This window comes from uncultured Brevundimonas sp. (assembly GCF_963975535.1).
In the GTDB taxonomy this organism is placed as follows: Bacteria; Pseudomonadota; Alphaproteobacteria; order Caulobacterales; family Caulobacteraceae; genus Brevundimonas.
This window is the reverse complement of the sequence record NZ_CAXBHE010000007.1, coordinates 154544-169996: the sequence shown is the minus strand read 5'-3', so window position 1 is coordinate 169996 and position 15453 is coordinate 154544. Positions and strand designations below refer to the sequence as shown.

Below are 15453 nucleotides of genomic sequence, written 5' to 3'. Positions count from 1 at the left end.
GCATAGCGCCGTCGCGCCCTGTCCTCACGCGAGCGGCGTCAGCCGGTAACGATCCGCCTCAAGCCCTTCGACGGCGAGCACGGCCTCCACCCGTCGGCCCTGGGCCGTGCGCCGGATATGGACGATCCGGTCGACCGCCTGGGCGATCGCGCGCCGGGGCGGCCGGGCCACCACTTCGATGATCAGATCCTCGACACGACGCAGCACGTCTTCGGCGGAGTTGGCGTGGATCGTCGACAGGCCACCGGGATGCCCGGTGTTCCAGCTCTTCAGGGTCTCCAGCGCGGCGGCGCCGTCGCGCATTTCACCGACCACGATCCGGTCCGGACGCATCCGCAGCGCATCCCTCACCAGATCGACCACCCCGATGACGACCGGCGCGCGCCGGGTCAGCACCGCGACCACGTCCCAGGCCGAGCACTGCAGTTCCGGCGTGTCCTCGATCAGGAAGACCCTGTCCCCGGAATAGGCAGGCTCCGCCAGCACCGCATTGGCCAGGGTGGTCTTGCCCGAGCCGGTCCCGCCGGAGATGAGGATGTTGCGGCGTTCGGCCGCCGCCTGTCGCAGCGCGTCCGCCTGGGTCTCCGTCATCACGCCGTCGCGAACATAGTCGTCCAGCCTCCAGATCACGGCCGGCCGCTTGCGGATCGAGAAGGCCGGCGCCGCGACGATCGGGGGCAGCAATCCCTGGAACCGTTCGCCCGTCCCCGGCAGGACGCCGGACAGACGCGGGTCCTCGCGCGCCACCGTCTCCCCGACATAGTCGGCGATGAGCTTGATGGCGCGCTCGCGCGCTTCCGGCGAAAGGGTCTCGCCGGTGTCGCGACGCCCCTCTCCGCTCCGGTCGAGCACCAGCCGCCCATCGGGATTGGCGAGGATCTCCACCACGGCGGGCTCCTCCAGGGCTGAGAGAACCGTAGGCCCGAGCGCGTGGCGCAACGCCTCCAGCTTGCGTTCCGCGACGATCGGATGGATCGCCATCAGGTCGAGGGGTCAAACGAGCGGGGTTCGCCGGCGACCGTGTCGGTCGCGGTCCGGCCCGCGACGATCCGCGCCGCGGTCGCGTCAAGCAGCCGTTCGATGCGCCGGTCCACGGCCGCCTGGACCGTCGGGTCCTGGTCGACCACGGCGTCCGGCAGACGCAGGAAGAAGGCCCGCGCCACCTCGATCAGAAGCTCCTGGACGATCTGCATGTCCCTCGCCGTCGACCGCATGTGGTCCCTCAGCGAGCGTTCGAGCTGCAGCAGCCGATCCTCGGGATCGGCATGGGGCGATTTCTGCAGCCCCCGCGAGATCGCCCGCCCGGCGGCCTGGCTGAGCGGCATCCGGCCGGCCCGCGCCTCGCGATTGAGGGCCGTCGCGAGCTTGGGATCGGTGAGATAGACCTGCACGCGGGCGGTCTGGGGGTTAGTCCTTGGCATTGCCTGGTCCTTGCAACTGATCGAGGGCCGCCTGTTGTGCGGCCATCTCCTGCGCCACCCGCCCGTAGATATCGGCCGCCCTGGCGGCGACCTTCTTGTCGTCCATGGCCGCCACCACCTCCTTGAACAGCGGCAGGCTCGCCTCCGCATCCTCCCCGAGGCTGCGACGCCCCGCCCACGGATGAGGGGCGCGGGGCGGAACGTCGAGGCGGCGGCCCTGATCGGGCGCGGCCTCCCCCGCCCGGCTCCGGAACGGTTCGCGCCGGTCATAGAGAAGTTTTTGGGTTCGAAGCGGCCGATGCCCCGCCAGGAACAACAGCTGCTGGTCGTCCGGCAGCGCGCGAATCTCCCCCGGCTCCAGCAGGGGCCGTTCGATCTGCGAGCGCGACACCGAGCTGCGGCCCGCCCCCAGACCGGCGGGGCCACTGCGGCTGGTGCGGGTCTCCGTCACCGAGCCCGTCAGCTTCGACACCTTGTCCTGGGTCAACGGATCCAGGGCCGAGAAGGCCGTATAGACCGCGCAGTTGTCGAGGATGGTGTTGTGCGGGCCATAGGTCTCGACGATGTCGTTGAGCGACTGGGCCACGAACATCGCCTTGACCCCGTAGCCGCTCATCAGGCGCAGCGACTTCTCGAAGAAGGCCAGCCGCCCCAGGAGCGGGAACTCGTCCATGACCATCAGCAGCCTGTGGCGCTTCTCCCGGCCGGTCGCGTCCCTCGTCTCCTCCGCCGTCAGGGCCTGGGCCGCGGAATAGAACATCAACCTCACGAGCGGCCGCAGCGCGGCTGCGTCCGCCGGTGCCACCTGGACATAGAGCGACACCGGCGCCCCGGCGCACATCAGATCGCCCATGGCGAAGTCCGACGCCGACAGCGCGCGCTCCACATCCTCGCCGGCCAGCCATTTCAGATAGGACCGCGCCGTTCCCTGCACCGAGGTCCGGAACCGGTCGTGCATGGCGGCATAGCCCTTCACCGCCGTCCGGATGAACGGATGGGTCTCGGGCTTCCCGTCCGCGCCCGACCGGTGGAGGGTCTTCATCATCGCATCGGCCGCATCGTCGAGATCGGCCAGGAGCTCGCGCACCCTGAGCAGGGTCTTGTCGGCGTCCCGGGCGGTGTAGAGGACATGCAGGATCACGGCTTCGAGGATTTCCGAGGCGGCCTTGTCCCAGATCGCCTCATCGTCCCGCGCGCCGCCGGGATCGGACAGTATGGCCACCAGACGCTGGACCTGCGCCAGTTCGCCGGGTCCCGGCCGGATCTCGGCCAACGGATTCCAGCGCGCGGACGCCGGATCCCGCGGCGCGAAATAGAGGACGTGCGAGAACCGCGCCCGCCAGCCGGCGGTGATCCGCCACAGTTCGCGCTTGGGATCGTGGACCAGGACGCTCGGCGTCCACGACAGCAGCGTCGGGATGACGTGGCCCCGTCCCTTGCCGCTGCGGGTCCCGCCGGTCACCAGCGTCGGTCGCAGGTCCGCCGTCGCCAGCAGCCTCCCCCTGAATACCCCCAGCACCGCGCCGGCCGGGCTGAGCAGACCCGCGCCGCGGACCTCGGCCCATCCGCCCCACCCCCGGATCCGGCGCGCCGTCCGTTCCCCGAAAAGCGAGCCCAGGCCCAGCCCCCCGACCGCGCCCATCAGGATCAGCGGCGCGCTGCGCGAGACCGCCGTACGGGCCTCGTCGCCGAACTCCCCGCGCCAGACCAGGATGGCCCAGGGCGGATAGAGGGCCAGGTCGGGATTAACCCTGAGCGCCGGTCCCAGCGCCGCGGCCCAGTGATAGGTCCAGGCGAACAGTTGCGTGGCCGCCTGCAGTCCCGCCAGCAGACCCAGACCGAGCAAGGCCAGCCGCGCCGGCACCTAGACCGCCCCGCCGGGAGGATCCCGCCGCTCGCCGGAAACGTCGAGAACCAGCAGCGGCGCGGCATCCAGCCGGCGCTGGTGATAGGCGACCAGGGCCTGCCGCAGGGCCGGGATCGGGCCGGAGTCGGCCAGCCGAAGGATGGAGACGGCCTCGGCTTCACGATCATGCAGGATCCGCTGCTCCGCCTGGGCCAGCGGCAGGAGCTGGCGGCCCACCCGCTCGAAGGCTTCCGCGAGGACCTGATTGCCCGCGCCTCGGACGATGCGGTCGAGATGTTCGGCCAGCCGCTTTTCCGGGGCGGCGGCCGACGGAACGGGTTCATCACGGTCCCGCACGGCCTCGGCCAGTTTCAGGCTCGTCGTCAGGCAATGGAGCCGGAAGGCGAACCGGTCCCGAACCAGGGCCGCGTCGATCCGCGAGGCGAGATAGCCGCCGAACGGCGCCCGTTCGACCAGGCCCTCGCCGCACAACCAGGCGAGGGCCTCGCGCACCGGCGTGGTCGACAGCCGCAATCGTCGGGCCTCCTCGATGATCACGATCGGCGTCCCGGGCGCATAGGCCCCCTGCTCGGACAGATGGCGAATGCTCTCCAGGGCCAGCAGGAAGGGATCGCGCTTTCGGGTCACGGCCGTCTCCAGGAAGGGAGCCGGGGTTTCTGGCGCGGATCGACCGGCTCGCCAATGAGTTGCAAGCCCGAATGGCCAAAAGCGCCATAAAACGTCGAGATATCCGCCGTGCGCCGTCGGTTCATCCGCCGCTTTGTGGCGGAGGAGCGCCGGTTGTGTACGGAAACGAAAGGATGAGCGTTGCCCACTGAAGCGTCCCGTCGCACCATCCCGTGTTTGAGAGGTTTCGCCGATGAGTGGAGTGCCGCCTGAACTGCCCCGTGACGGCGAGTTGCTTTCCGCGGCGGTCAAGGCGGTGCGCAAACATCGCGGCATGACCACAGCCGAGGTCGCCAGCGCCATGAACATGGCGCTCAGAACCTATGAACGCTTCGAGTCGGGCGCCACCCGCCTCAACCTGGACCACATCCACCGGTTCGCCGCGGCGACCAACAGCGATCCTTATGCGCTCATCCTGTCGGTCGTGATCGGATCGTCCGACCTGGCCCGACGCTGCGCCGACAACAAGATGGCGACCATCCTCACGGTAGCCATTCAGCGCTTCGACCAGGCCATCCAGGATCGCCTCATGGACCTGGACGCCCGCACCCTGATCGCCGCCATCACCGGCATGTTCGACACCCTGCTGGACGGCGACGAGACCAGCGAACAGGCCCAGGCCTGGCTGCAGACGGGCGCGGCCGAGCTGCTCTCCAAACGCCCCAAACCTGGGCGCTGACCCCTCAATATACTCCAGATATAGCTTTTCAGACGGTCAAGCCGCGCGCTCACTCCCTGCGCCACATCCGTGGCGATCAACCCAAGGAGAAACCGTGATGACCCCCACGCCCAAACTCCGACTCGTCGGCCTGGGAAGCGCCAAGGCGCTTACCCGGGATGGCGAGGAAGGACCGTACCTCGAACTGATGTTCGTGAAGAGCCGCACTCCGGCCTGAACGGTTGAGTGGTCGCCCCCAAAGGGGCGGCCACGGAGGCCTTATACTGAAGCCGCATACAGGCCATCCCTGTCCGGAAGCCCTCGCGTCCGGGAAAATCTCCGTCGACGCTCTCTGCGGCCCATTCGAAATCGCGAGAAAGTTCATTCCTCCCAGCCCGATGACGAGCCTGGGCGCCGCGTCCGACCCGTTGGCGGCCTGGCGCTTTGCAGGTCACTGACAACCACGGTCCGGATGTGCGGGGTCGGGAAGGAGCCATTGAATATACTCCAGATATAGCTTTTCTGCGGGCAACACCGAGCGCTCACTGGGGCTGCCACACCCGTGGCGATCAACCCAAGGAGACTGTGATGACCATGCCCAAACTCCGCCTTGTCAGCTTCGGCAGCGCCAAGGCGCTCACCCAGGACGGGGAAATCGGTCCGTACTTCGAACTGCTGATCGTCCAGAGCCGCACCCCGGCCTGAACAGAAGGGCGGTCGTCCTCGTGGCGACCGCCCCGAGGCCCGTCATCCGGAGGCCCCATGGCACGCCAGGTCACCCTCGCAGCCGGTCTGCATATGGTCGGAATACGTGACGACGTGGTCATTCTCGACGTCGGCGCGGACCGGTACTCGTGTCTCGTCGGCGGCGGAAATCAACTCACGCCGGTCGGATCAGGCGCGGTCTCGGCAGACGACGACGTCCTGCAAGAGCTTCAATCGGCCGGACTCATCGCCTCCGATCCAGGAGCGCCGACCTGCCGCTCGCCGGTGGCGCCGCGAGGCGAACTGACCGCCGGGGAATATCCCGGGCGGATCAAGCGTCTGGACACCATGGTCCGGACTCTGGCGGCGACCGCGGCGTTCCGGAACCAGTCCCTGTCGCAACTGATCGACGACGCAGGCCCCCGGCGCAGCCGGTCGGCGCGTGTCGACTGCCGGAGGGTTTCGGCCCGGGCGTCCGCCTACCGCACCGTCCTGCCCTTCATTCCGTTCGAGGGGCTATGTCTTCAACGGGCCTGGCAGCTGCGACGCATCCTCGCGTCCGACGGCCAGCCCGTGGACTGGGTCTTCGGGGTCAAGACCTGGCCCTTCTTCGCTCACTGTTGGCTCCAGATCGACGACCTCGTGATCGGTGACCGGTTCGACCGCGTCCGCTCCTTCACCCCCATCGCCGTGTTCTGAGGTGGGCGACTATCTGATCGTGTCCCGGGGCTCCGCGTCGGCGGTGAACGCAAGGGCCGACGCCCTGCGAGACCGGGCGGTCGCCGCGGGCATGACCGTCTCGAGCCTCGGCGAACGGACCTGGCTGGCGGTCGACGGACCGTCGCCTCCTGCCACCCTGGTCGTGGGAGGCTGGCGGCTGATCGGTCAGGTCTTTCACCGCGAGCATCGCATCGTCAGGACGGACACGGACCAGGAACCCTGGAGCTACGAACGCAAATTGTTCGCGCGGTTCTGGGGCCGGTTCGTGGGGGTTCGAATATCGGCTCAAGGCGAGGTGGCGGAGATCCTGCGTGATCCTTGCGGGGGCCTGGACTGCATCGCGTGGGAGGATGACGGCCTGACGATCGTCGCATCCGCAGTGCCGGCCTGGCTGCCGGTTCCGCGCTCCTGGTGCATCGCATTCGATCGCGTCGCCCAGGCACTGCATGATCCGTTGCTCGTGTGGGAGGACCTGCTGCTCGACGGTCCGGTCGCCATCTTTCCCGGAACCATCCAGCCGGCGCCCCTTGAGACCCTTCCGACCGCGCTTTGGTCGCCCGCGGCCATCGTCCGGCGCGGAGCGGCGGAACCTGTTGCCGACGCCGAAGCCGCCGCGTCGCTGACGATGTCGCTGGACGACGCCGTTCGGGCGCTGGCTCTCGCCGCCGGCCCATTGGCAGCGGAAGTGTCGGGCGGACTGGATTCCAGTCTCGTGGCGGCCAGCCTCATCCGCGTCCGCGAGGATGTGGCTCCATGGATCAATCTTTACGGGGCGGAGGCCCAATCCGATGAACGTCCCTATGCGATCGCCCTGGGTGCCGCGCTCGGGATCGATATCCTCAGCGTCCCCCATGCCACCGGGCCGCTGACCGAAGCCGACTTCGAAGCCATTTCCCGAGGCGTCCGTCCGGGCCTGGCCGGGATCGACATGCACCACGATCGTGACTGGTCCGATCGCCTCCGGACTGCCGGCGCGACGGCGATCATGACCGGTCGGGGCGGAGATTCCATCCTGCTGCAGGGTGCGACAGCCGACGTGTTTACCGATCTCTGGCGCGCCCGTGGCTGGAGATCGTTGACCTCCCCTGCCCTCACCGGGCTCGCCAGGCTGAATGAACGATCAATCTGGTCTCTGATCGCCGGGGCGCGAAGAGAGACCGAAGCCCGCCCCGCGCGACGCAATGAACTGATCACACCGATCGCTCACAGAACGGTTCCTCGCTGGCTCAATGACTGCGACGACCTCGGGCCCGCCAAGGTCTTGCAGATCGCCGGTCTGATCGACGGTATCGGCCGCCAATCCCCCTCCCTGCAGACCCGGACCCTCAGTGTGCTGACGCCCCTGCTGTCGCAACCGGTCGTGGAGACCTGCCTGGCCCTGCCCGCCACACAGCTCGTCCTCGGCCAGCGTGACCGCGGACTGGCGCGCTTCGCCTTCCGTGATCGCCTGCCCTCGATCATCAGCGAACGGCGCAGCAAGGGGGAGATGTCCGCCATCTATGGCCGGATGGTCGCAGACAACCTCGATTTCCTCCGGCCGTGGCTGCTCGACGGGCGGCTGGCGGAGGTCGGCCTGATCGACCGGGCGGCCGCTGAGGTCTTGCTTTCGCGCGACAATCTGATCTGGCGAGGGACCTATGGGGAAATCATGACGGTCGCGGCCGTAGAGGGATGGGTGCGGGCCTGGAGCCAGCGTCTGGTCCCGCTGTGACCCCGCCGCCGAGGGTCTCATCCAGCCAGCGAAGGATCTGGTCATAGACATCGAGGATATTGGCCGGGCTGATGTTGACGTGTCCCTCGCCCCAATAGGTGATGAGACGGGCTCGGCCGCCCTGGCGGTTGACCACGCTGAAAACCCGCTCCGCCTGGGACATCGGCACATAGTCGCGATCCGCGGTGATCAGCAGGATGGGCTGAGTGATCCGGTTCGCCGTCAGATAGGGGCTGGCTTCAAGGTAGCGCTCGCTCGCCGTCCACGGTGGACCGGGCATCCCGCCCTGGTTGGCCTCTACCCAACCCGTCTGCTGTCGCAGGGTCAGGCCTTCCTCCGGCATGGCGCGGCTGGCCGGGGTGAACTCGCCCCAGAGGCCCAGCAGGTCGGTGGCCGGAGCCCAGGCGATGTAGGTCTGATATCGCGTTGAACGACCCGCAGCGGCGACGGTGAAATATCCTCCGAAGCTATGCCCGAGAAGCGCCGTCCGGTCTCGTGGGAGGCCCGGCCAGGCGGCCCACATGGCGTCGACCGCCAGATCCGTATCGGTCAGAAAGCTCGCGATACTTCCGCTGCCTGAGGCGGCGACCGGAATTGAGGGCGAGAGGACGGCATAGCCCTCCGAGGCGAGCAACGCGGCCCGCGGCCCGTAAAGCAGGTTCGGCGGACTCAGAAAGCGTCCGTCATCGACCGCCCCGGGATAGGCGAGAACCACCACCCCCCTGGCCTCTTCCGGCGTCCGACCCGGCGGCAGGAAGAGCCAGCTTGTCGTCGACCGCCCCGAGGCGTCCAGGTGCGGCACGGGCACGGGCCGGGACAGGGATAGGTCCGCGAACCCTGCATTGACCTCGTCCAGTTCGCGGTCTTCGCCCGGCGCCAACAGCCTCAGGGTCTCCCTGCCGCGGTCGCGGCTGATCACGAGGGCGGCCTCCGCCGTAGCGGACAACACCGTCGTTTCGCCGGAAGGCGCGGTCCCCCCCAGCGGGATCGGACTCGCACCCGTCCGCAAGACCGCCAGGTGACCGGCTCCGTCGATCGCCAGCGCCCAATCCTGGCGGGGCGGCGCGTTGACGCGCAGACGGACGGGCTTCATCCGATCCGCGGTTCGGGCATCGGAGACATGGACATCGTGGGCGCTTCGGCGCGTCGTTCGGCTCGCCCCGACCTCCCACAGGCCGCCGCTCGCAAACAGGAGCGCCGTATCGTCGCCAAGGGCCGACAGTCTGCCCGGCGGCTGGTCCAGGTCCGCCGTGAGCGCGCGCGGCGGCTCTCCCGGGGCCAGGGCCTGCCAATCGAACCGGGAGGCGTCTCGCCGCCGCGCGTAGAGAACAGGGGTCTCGCCGACCCAGTCCGCGCGCACGCCCGCGAGCTGGTCGATGTCGCCGCCCGGCGGGAACGGGTCGAGGCCATGACGGTCAATACGGACGAGCGCGCCGTCCCGGTCCACGCGCGCCAGATCGCCGCTCGCCCATGGCTCTCCATCTCGCCGGACCCAGACCAGCAAGGCGTCGGAGGCGGCTGTCCACCGCAGCAGGTGCGGGGCCACATCCAGATCCGCGGGCAGAGAGGTCGCCCGTCCGCTCGAGACCTCAATCAGCTTCAGCCGCCCCCGCTCGGAGTTGCCGAACTGACGCACGCCGTCGGGACTGATCGGCACCGGAGAACCGGAGCGCAGCACCGCGATGGTGCGACCGTCCGGGGAGGCCGCCCAGTCCCGGATCAGGCCGGACGCCAGGGGCCGGACCTCCCGGCGAGCGACATCAAGCAGGACCAGCGACCGGTCGCGCGCGGGAGTTTGCGCCGTGGCCGCGCCGCCGCGCGTGTCGACCACGGTCCGGCTCGGCTCGCGCCCTCGGGCCTGGGCCGACCACTGGCGCGCGATCTCGACCTGGGCTCCCCCGGCGTAACGAAAGAGCCAGGGAAGCCCCTCGTCCGGAAGCACCGTCAATCCAAGCCGGTCATCATCAAGCCAGGTGGCGGTCGAGCCGGTAAACGGCGCATCCGGGGTCAGGCCGGTCCACCAGACGGTCCGGTCCGACATCTCGACCACACCCGCCTCGAACCGCTCGTCTCTGAGCCTGTAGATCAGCAGCCGCCGCCCGGACGGCGACCAGTCCCCGAGGAGCAGGCCGGGTCCCTCGGAAGCCGGCAAGAGACGTTCAGGCGACGTCCCGCCTCCGGTCTCCGCGATCCAGAGTTCGCTGAGGGTCCAGACCGACCGGTGGTCGAGGTCGAAGGCCGGGGCGGCGTCATACGCCCCCCGCCGCTCATAGGCGGCCCACCTTCCGCCCGGATCCAGAGACGCCGCGCCGAACGACGACATCGACACAATGTCCCGGATCGTCATGGGACGACCCTGGGCGTGAGCGACGGATGACAGGCAGGCAAGCGTCATCGCGATCGTCGCCAGGCGACGCAGCAGGACGATGATCATGTCGCCCTACCAGCGCTTGATCATCTGCAGGGCGATGGTGCGCCCCAGGACGCTGGCCTGGGCGGCATCGAAGCCGTAGCCCGCCGGTGAGTCGTAGAAGGGCGGGTCTTCGTCCATCAGATTCTGGATCGAAAGCGCCAGTTGCAGACCGGCGAAGGGCCCCGTCTCCGCCGACCAGGACGCCCGGACGTCGATCGTGTTCCAGGCCGCGATCTCCTGACCCGCGAGGCCCTCATAGGCCGACACGTAATTCCAGTGAGCGTCAAACCCCCAGCTTCCGTATGACCAGACCGCGCCGGCGCGAGACCGAAGTCGGGCCGGATATCCGACAAGGCCCAGTACGTCGCGCACATCGGCGGTCGGCGTGGCCTGGATGTCATAATCGATCAGCCAGGAGGCCGAGGCGTCCAGCGAGACCGCATGGCTTCCCGTCAACAGCGGATAGCGCGCCGAAAGATCCAGACCCCGGACCGCCACGGCGCCGGTGTTGACCCAACGCCCGTCGAGGATGGCCCCATAGGCCGTCGGCGGGAACAGGCTTCCGCTGGCGAAGTCCGGACGGGCCAGGTAGCTGTTGACCAGGGCCAGGTCGGCCGGGTTGTTGGCCGGATCGACGAGGGTCACGAACGGCTGGAGCGACGGGTCCGTCAGCGCGCGGGCGATGTTGGCGGCCAAAGGCTGTGCGATGCGGTCGCTGAAGTCGGTGCTGAACAGGCTCGCGCTCACGATCCCGCCGCCGTCCGGTCGGTAGTCGAAGCCGAGTGTAAAGGTCTCCGCCGTCTCCGGCTCGAGATCCGGATTGCCGCCATAGAGATACAGGGACAGGACGTTCGCGCCCGCCCGCGGCACGGACGTCACCGAGATGGCCGAGGCGTCGTGGAGCTGTGGCAGTCCGGGCGCCCTGAAGGAGGTGCCCCAGGACGCCCTGACCGACAGGGAATCGAACGGCGACCAGATCACGCCCAGTTTCGGGTTCGCCGTGGAGCCGAAGTCGTCGTACTCCTCGAACCGCCCCGCGAGCGAAAGCTCCAGACGCTGGACGCCGGCCCGGGCGTTTCCATCGCCCACCAGCGGCACGCGCACTTCGCCGAAGATGGCGCTGATCTTGCGATCCTGCTCTGGCGTGACTGTCAGCACGGGGGCCACGGTCGAGCCGAGACTCTCGACCTGTGTGTTGAAACTCTCGCGCCGGAACTGCAGACCGACCGCCGCCTGCACCGGTCCCGCGGGGAGGTTGAAGAGCGGGCCGCTGAACAGCAGGTTGGCCGAACTGGCCCCGCTCCGGTCATGGGCCCGGGTGTAACCGCTGCTGATGAAATCCAGCACCGCTCGACCGTTGGCGGACCCGTTTCCGAACGGATTGAAATAGCCGTCCACCGCCGCCCGATAGGGCGTCGCGGGATCATCCGGAATGTTGCCGAGCGCCTCGTTCAGGAATCGCGAGTTGACCCGACCTTCCGTCCCGGATGAGCCCCGTTCCTCGGCATGAGCCAGATAGCCCTCCAGCGACCAGTCGCTGCCAAGCTCCAGAGCCCCGCCGGCGGTTACGCCAAGACTTCGGGAGGAACCGGACCGGTGCGGCGGCCCCAGGTCCCGATAGAACGAATAGCCGATCGTGTGGGACGCCGCCCCGGACGGGGACACAAACCAGGGGTTGGCGCTCGTGACGTTGAACACGGCCGGCGTTGTCGCCCCGGCAATGCTGTAATTCCTCTGGCTCAAGCGCAGATCGGCCGTGAGCTCCAGGCGCTCGCCGACGCTCTGCCGAACCCGCCCATAGACGCTGCTGCGTTCGGTTTCGGGCGAGAGGTCCTGCCCCAGGGCCGTCGCCTGGAGGTTGGCTTCCCCCGCCACAAAATCCGCCGGGGTCGTGGCGACGCCCGAGGCGCCAGGCCGGATGGCCCAGCGGGAGACGTAGCCCCTGGCCACCGGGTCGAAGGCGACGATGTTGCCGGGCGAGGCGAACGGCGTCCGGTGATCCGTACCGCCGAAGGGTCTGAGATCCCCGTCCGCGGTCCAGGGCCGGTCCAGAGAACTGAAGGCGTTCACCTGCTGGTATTCATACGACAGCAGGGCCGACCCCGTCGTCCAGGAGGTTCCTGCGAGATGCGAGACCATCAGGTCCTCGGCCCCACCCTCGGCGGCGCCGATCCGGACCCGGGATTCCTGGCCGTTGAAGGCCCGGCGCATGATCACATTGACCACGCCGGCCACCGCATCAGCGCCGTAGAGGGCCGACGCCCCGTCGAGCAGGATATCGACGCGTTCGACTGCAGCGGAGGGAAGCGCCGATACGTCGGCGAACTCCGCCCGGTAGCCCGTGCCCGCGAGCCGGCGGCCATTGACCAGGACCAGGGTGGCGTCGGCCCCTAGACCGCGCAGGTTCACGCCGGTGGCGAACACCGAGTTGGATCCGGCTCCATCGACGCCGGCCAGGGTCGCCGTGGGATTGGCCGAGCCGGCGTAGTTCTGGGGCAAGTCCTTCAGGATTTCGGCCACCGTGGCAGGCCCGCGACGATCCAGATCGTCACGATCCAGGACGACAACGGGCGAGGCGAGTTCGCCCGATGTCTTCAGAAGTGTACCCGTGACGATGATCTCGTCCAGCAGGACGGGGCTTTCCGCCGTCTCGGACGGCCCGCTTCGACGCAGGAATATGACCCCCGGACGCGTCTGGGACCAGGACAGGCCCGACCCTCGCAAGAGTGTGTTCAATGCCTCCGGCGGCGCATAGCGACCTCTCAGTCCCGGTGTCCGCAAACCGGCGACCAGATCCCCGGTGAAAAATATCTGCTGGTCCGATTGGGTCGCGAACAGGTTCAACGCGTCTCCCAGCGACCCGGCCGGGATGTTGAACTCGCGCGCCTCCTGGGCGCAGGCCGTCGTGCTGACGGCGAGAATGCAGGCGACCAGCGCACTGCAGGACAAAAGACTCGAGCGACTCATATTCATGGCTCCCCTCCCCGCCACATGGCGTCAGAGAAGAGACGGTTCAGACCCCGGGTAACCCCGGAGAGGTTTCTCAATTATTTTTCCGCTCCGAGAGGCGGACGGTTCCATCCGGCCCCGGAGTGACTTCAAGTTCGAACACCTGCGAGGCCGTGGAGACGAAGGCGTCCCGGTCCCCCGCCTTGAACACCCCGTTGACCGGGACGGCGTCCAGCGATGTCGCGTCCAGTTCGATCTTCGCCGTCAGGTACCGGTTCACTTCGGCCACGGCCAGACGCAGCGGCGTATCGCGGAAGACGATACGCCCGTCCGTCCAGCTGGTCTCTGCCTGCACATCGACAGACCGGACAGCGACCTCTCCGGCGCTGACGCGGGCATGCTGGCCGGCCGCCATCCGCTGCACCGCCCTGCCCTCCCCCGCCGGCGCCACATCGACCACGCCCGACACCAGGGTCACGCTGACGGCGGCGCCGTCGCGGCGAACATCGAAGACCGTGCCGACCGCCGTCACCTGCGTCCCGCCCGCCTGGACGACGAACGGCCTCGTCCGGTCGTGCGCCACGGTAAAGAGCGCCTGTCCGTGCTCCAGATCCACGAGGCGCTGATCGCCCGCGAACCGAACCCTGACCCGCGAGGCCGTATCCAGCCGGATCGACGATCCGTCCGACAGCTGCACCACGCGCTGCTCGCCCACGGCCGTAACGAAGACCGTCCTGCTCTGCATCCAGGCCCATCCGCCGATCGCCAGCGCCGCCGCCGCGCCGACCGCCGCCAGGCCCAGAAGACCGCGTGGCACCGCACGGGGTCGAGCGCTGCCAGCCTTGCGCGACATCGCAGCATCAAGGGCCTCCAGGATGGCGGGATCGTCCGCCACCTTGCCCGTATCAGCCCAGACCTTCTCGACACGGCGGTAGGCTTCGGCGTTCGCCGGCGCCGCGCGCCAGGCGAAGAATTCCTCGATCGTGTCGGTACTGACGTTGCGCGCGCCCAGACGGGCGTGCCAGGCGGCCGCCTCGGTCTCCGCGGTTTCAACCCGGACCGTCGGGCTGGTCATGGTGCGCCCCATCTCTAGCGCCGAAGCTGGGCTGCGCAATGAGCCAGGGCCTTGGTCATGCGCCACTCAACGGTTTTGGGACTGATCCCGAGCTGCTCTCCGATCTGAGTGTTCGTCAGACCGCCGAACCGGGATAGCACAAAGACATCGCGAAGGGGCACAGGCAAGCTGAGGACCAGCTGTTTGGCCAAAACCTCATCCGTCTGGGCGGGCATCTCAACGCCCCAGCCGTCCAGTTGACCAACTTCACGGGCGCAACGAGCCCGACGATCTCGCCCGGCATAAAGGTCCGCCGCCAGATTTGAAGCGATGCGCAGCAAGAGCGCTTTGGGATGCCGGATGCCCTGACTGGCTTGATACGGGCCGACCCGCAGCCAAGTTTCCTGAAACAAATCCTCCGCATCTTGAACACCGTATCGCCTTACCAGCCGAGCCTTCAGCCAAGCGGCGTAACGATCGTAAAAAGCCGATATGGCCCCCCGTCCGGGATCACCTAGTCGATCAGAGCCGTGGGACACGGATGTCTCCGCCTAACAGCGTATCGGCGAGTCACTTCAACTGGCCGTTCGAGAATCTAGCGGACAGCCAGAATGGTTACTATAGTGACTGGCCCGACGCGCTCAAATCCGTGCGCCTATGGCGATGGAGTTGCGGGCTCAATTTGGTCAGAATGTTCGGCGCGCTCGGCTCTGGCGAGAGATCACGATCGAAGGATTGGCCGAGGACGCTGGCCTATCCTACAGTTACCTCGGCGAGATCGAGCGAGGGCTGAGAAACCCAACCTTGGCAGTCATCGAAAGACTCGCGGTTAGCTTGGCGGTGGAGCCGCATCTGCTTCTGCGGCCATTGGAGGCCCAATAAGGCTCTCGGGCACACCGCATATGTGCGGTGTCTTCCCTTCCCACACCACGTTCGCGAGCGAAGTTACTATAGTAACTGGCCCAAATTGCCGATCTGGCTGTGTTAGCCGGGATGGGTCTAGCGGCAGATTTCGGACGGAATGTGCGTGAGCGACGGCAGGCCGCCGGGATCACCCTGGAAGCTTTCGCTCACGATGTTGGGCTGTCGTACAGCTACGTTGGGGAACTGGAACGCGGTCGCCGTAACCCAACCCTCAAAGTGGTGGAGCGCATCGCGATTGCGTTAGGTGTGGATCCTCTAAAACTCCTCGCTCCCTAGGCACCTATTGCATGCCGGGCTCGGCTCGCGGCTCACATGCGCTAGGAGCGGTCATTCACTTAGCGCTACAAAGACGACATTCAGCCTAG

At 67.9% G+C, this 15453-nt stretch carries 13 protein-coding genes; 5 read left to right on the top strand and 8 right to left on the bottom strand.

The genetic code is table 11. The features are described 5' to 3' along the window. Positions 1–24 precede the first annotated feature (24 nt). The 4 genes from trbB to AACZ75_RS11515 are packed head-to-tail and all read right to left on the bottom strand — an operon-like array spanning position 25 to position 3915. Positions 25–981, bottom strand: a complete 957-nt coding sequence (gene trbB, locus AACZ75_RS11530) for a P-type conjugative transfer ATPase TrbB (protein WP_339873002.1) — start codon at positions 979–981, stop codon at positions 25–27. Beyond that, complete coding sequence (locus AACZ75_RS11525; protein WP_339873001.1) at positions 981–1391, bottom strand: hypothetical protein; 411 nt, start codon at positions 1389–1391, stop codon at positions 981–983. Before AACZ75_RS11525 ends, trbB begins: the two co-directional genes overlap by 1 nt. Positions 1392–1407: 16 nt before the next feature. Beyond that, the gene (locus tag AACZ75_RS11520; protein ID WP_339873000.1) at positions 1408–3285 is read right to left on the bottom strand and encodes a type IV secretory system conjugative DNA transfer family protein; all 1878 of its coding nucleotides are present in this window, start codon (positions 3283–3285) and stop codon (positions 1408–1410) included. Then, positions 3286–3915, bottom strand: coding sequence for a hypothetical protein (locus AACZ75_RS11515; RefSeq protein ID WP_339872999.1), 630 nt, complete (start codon positions 3913–3915; stop codon positions 3286–3288). A 232-nt stretch (positions 3916–4147) separates the two neighbouring features. On the opposite strand from AACZ75_RS11515, the gene AACZ75_RS11510 reads away from it, so the two are divergent. From AACZ75_RS11510 to AACZ75_RS11500, 3 genes are all read left to right on the top strand, one after another. Further along, a complete protein-coding gene (locus AACZ75_RS11510; RefSeq protein ID WP_339872998.1) occupies positions 4148–4633 on the top strand; it encodes a helix-turn-helix transcriptional regulator in 486 nt (161 codons plus the stop codon). A gap of 741 nt (positions 4634–5374) precedes the next feature. Then, entirely contained in the window at positions 5375–6016 is a 642-nt protein-coding gene (locus AACZ75_RS11505) for a lasso peptide biosynthesis B2 protein (protein ID WP_339872997.1), read from the top strand. A gap of 259 nt (positions 6017–6275) precedes the next feature. Continuing rightward, entirely contained in the window at positions 6276–7748 is a 1473-nt protein-coding gene (locus AACZ75_RS11500) for an asparagine synthase-related protein (protein ID WP_339872996.1), read from the top strand. On the opposite strand, the gene AACZ75_RS11495 is transcribed toward AACZ75_RS11500, so the two are convergent. The 4 genes from AACZ75_RS11495 to AACZ75_RS11480 form a co-directional block, all read right to left on the bottom strand. Further along, positions 7684–10182 (bottom strand): prolyl oligopeptidase family serine peptidase, encoded by a 2499-nt coding sequence (locus AACZ75_RS11495; RefSeq protein WP_339872995.1) that lies wholly within the window; start codon positions 10180–10182, stop codon positions 7684–7686. The genes AACZ75_RS11500 and AACZ75_RS11495 overlap by 65 nt on opposite strands. Positions 10183–10188: 6 nt before the next feature. Continuing rightward, the gene (locus AACZ75_RS11490; protein ID WP_339872994.1) at positions 10189–13134 is read right to left on the bottom strand and encodes a TonB-dependent receptor; all 2946 of its coding nucleotides are present in this window, start codon (positions 13132–13134) and stop codon (positions 10189–10191) included. 70 nt (positions 13135–13204) lie between these two features. Further along, positions 13205–14185 (bottom strand): FecR domain-containing protein, encoded by a 981-nt coding sequence (locus tag AACZ75_RS11485; protein ID WP_339872993.1) that lies wholly within the window; start codon positions 14183–14185, stop codon positions 13205–13207. Between the two features lie 14 nt (positions 14186–14199). After that, on the bottom strand, positions 14200–14703 hold the full coding sequence (locus AACZ75_RS11480; protein ID WP_339872992.1) for an RNA polymerase sigma factor: 504 nt from the start codon (positions 14701–14703) through the stop codon (positions 14200–14202). Positions 14704–14821: 118 nt separating this feature from the next. On the opposite strand from AACZ75_RS11480, the gene AACZ75_RS11475 reads away from it, so the two are divergent. Both AACZ75_RS11475 and AACZ75_RS11470 read left to right on the top strand, forming a co-directional pair. Continuing rightward, positions 14822–15046, top strand: a complete 225-nt coding sequence (locus AACZ75_RS11475; protein WP_339872991.1) for a helix-turn-helix transcriptional regulator — start codon at positions 14822–14824, stop codon at positions 15044–15046. A 111-nt stretch (positions 15047–15157) separates the two neighbouring features. Further along, positions 15158–15364 carry a helix-turn-helix transcriptional regulator gene (locus AACZ75_RS11470; RefSeq protein WP_292062164.1) on the top strand — a complete coding sequence of 69 codons (207 nt, stop codon included), beginning with the start codon at positions 15158–15160 and terminating at the stop codon, positions 15362–15364. The last annotated feature ends 89 nt before the right edge of the window (positions 15365–15453 follow it).

Bases quoted from the DNA above. Each gene is read 5' to 3' on its own strand.
- AACZ75_RS11490 (WP_339872994.1), bottom strand. From the start codon at position 13,134: ATGAATATGAGTCGCTCGAGTCTTTTGTCCTGCAGTGCGCTGGTCGCC.
- AACZ75_RS11510 (WP_339872998.1), top strand. From the start codon at position 4,148: ATGAGTGGAGTGCCGCCTGAACTGCCCCGTGACGGCGAGTTGCTTTCC.
- AACZ75_RS11485 (WP_339872993.1), bottom strand. From the start codon at position 14,185: ATGACCAGCCCGACGGTCCGGGTTGAAACCGCGGAGACCGAGGCGGCC.
- trbB (WP_339873002.1), bottom strand. From the start codon at position 981: ATGGCGATCCATCCGATCGTCGCGGAACGCAAGCTGGAGGCGTTGCGC.
- AACZ75_RS11475 (WP_339872991.1), top strand. From the start codon at position 14,822: ATGGCGATGGAGTTGCGGGCTCAATTTGGTCAGAATGTTCGGCGCGCT.
- AACZ75_RS11495 (WP_339872995.1), bottom strand. From the start codon at position 10,182: ATGATCATCGTCCTGCTGCGTCGCCTGGCGACGATCGCGATGACGCTT.
- AACZ75_RS11470 (WP_292062164.1), top strand. From the start codon at position 15,158: ATGGGTCTAGCGGCAGATTTCGGACGGAATGTGCGTGAGCGACGGCAG.
- AACZ75_RS11505 (WP_339872997.1), top strand. From the start codon at position 5,375: ATGGCACGCCAGGTCACCCTCGCAGCCGGTCTGCATATGGTCGGAATA.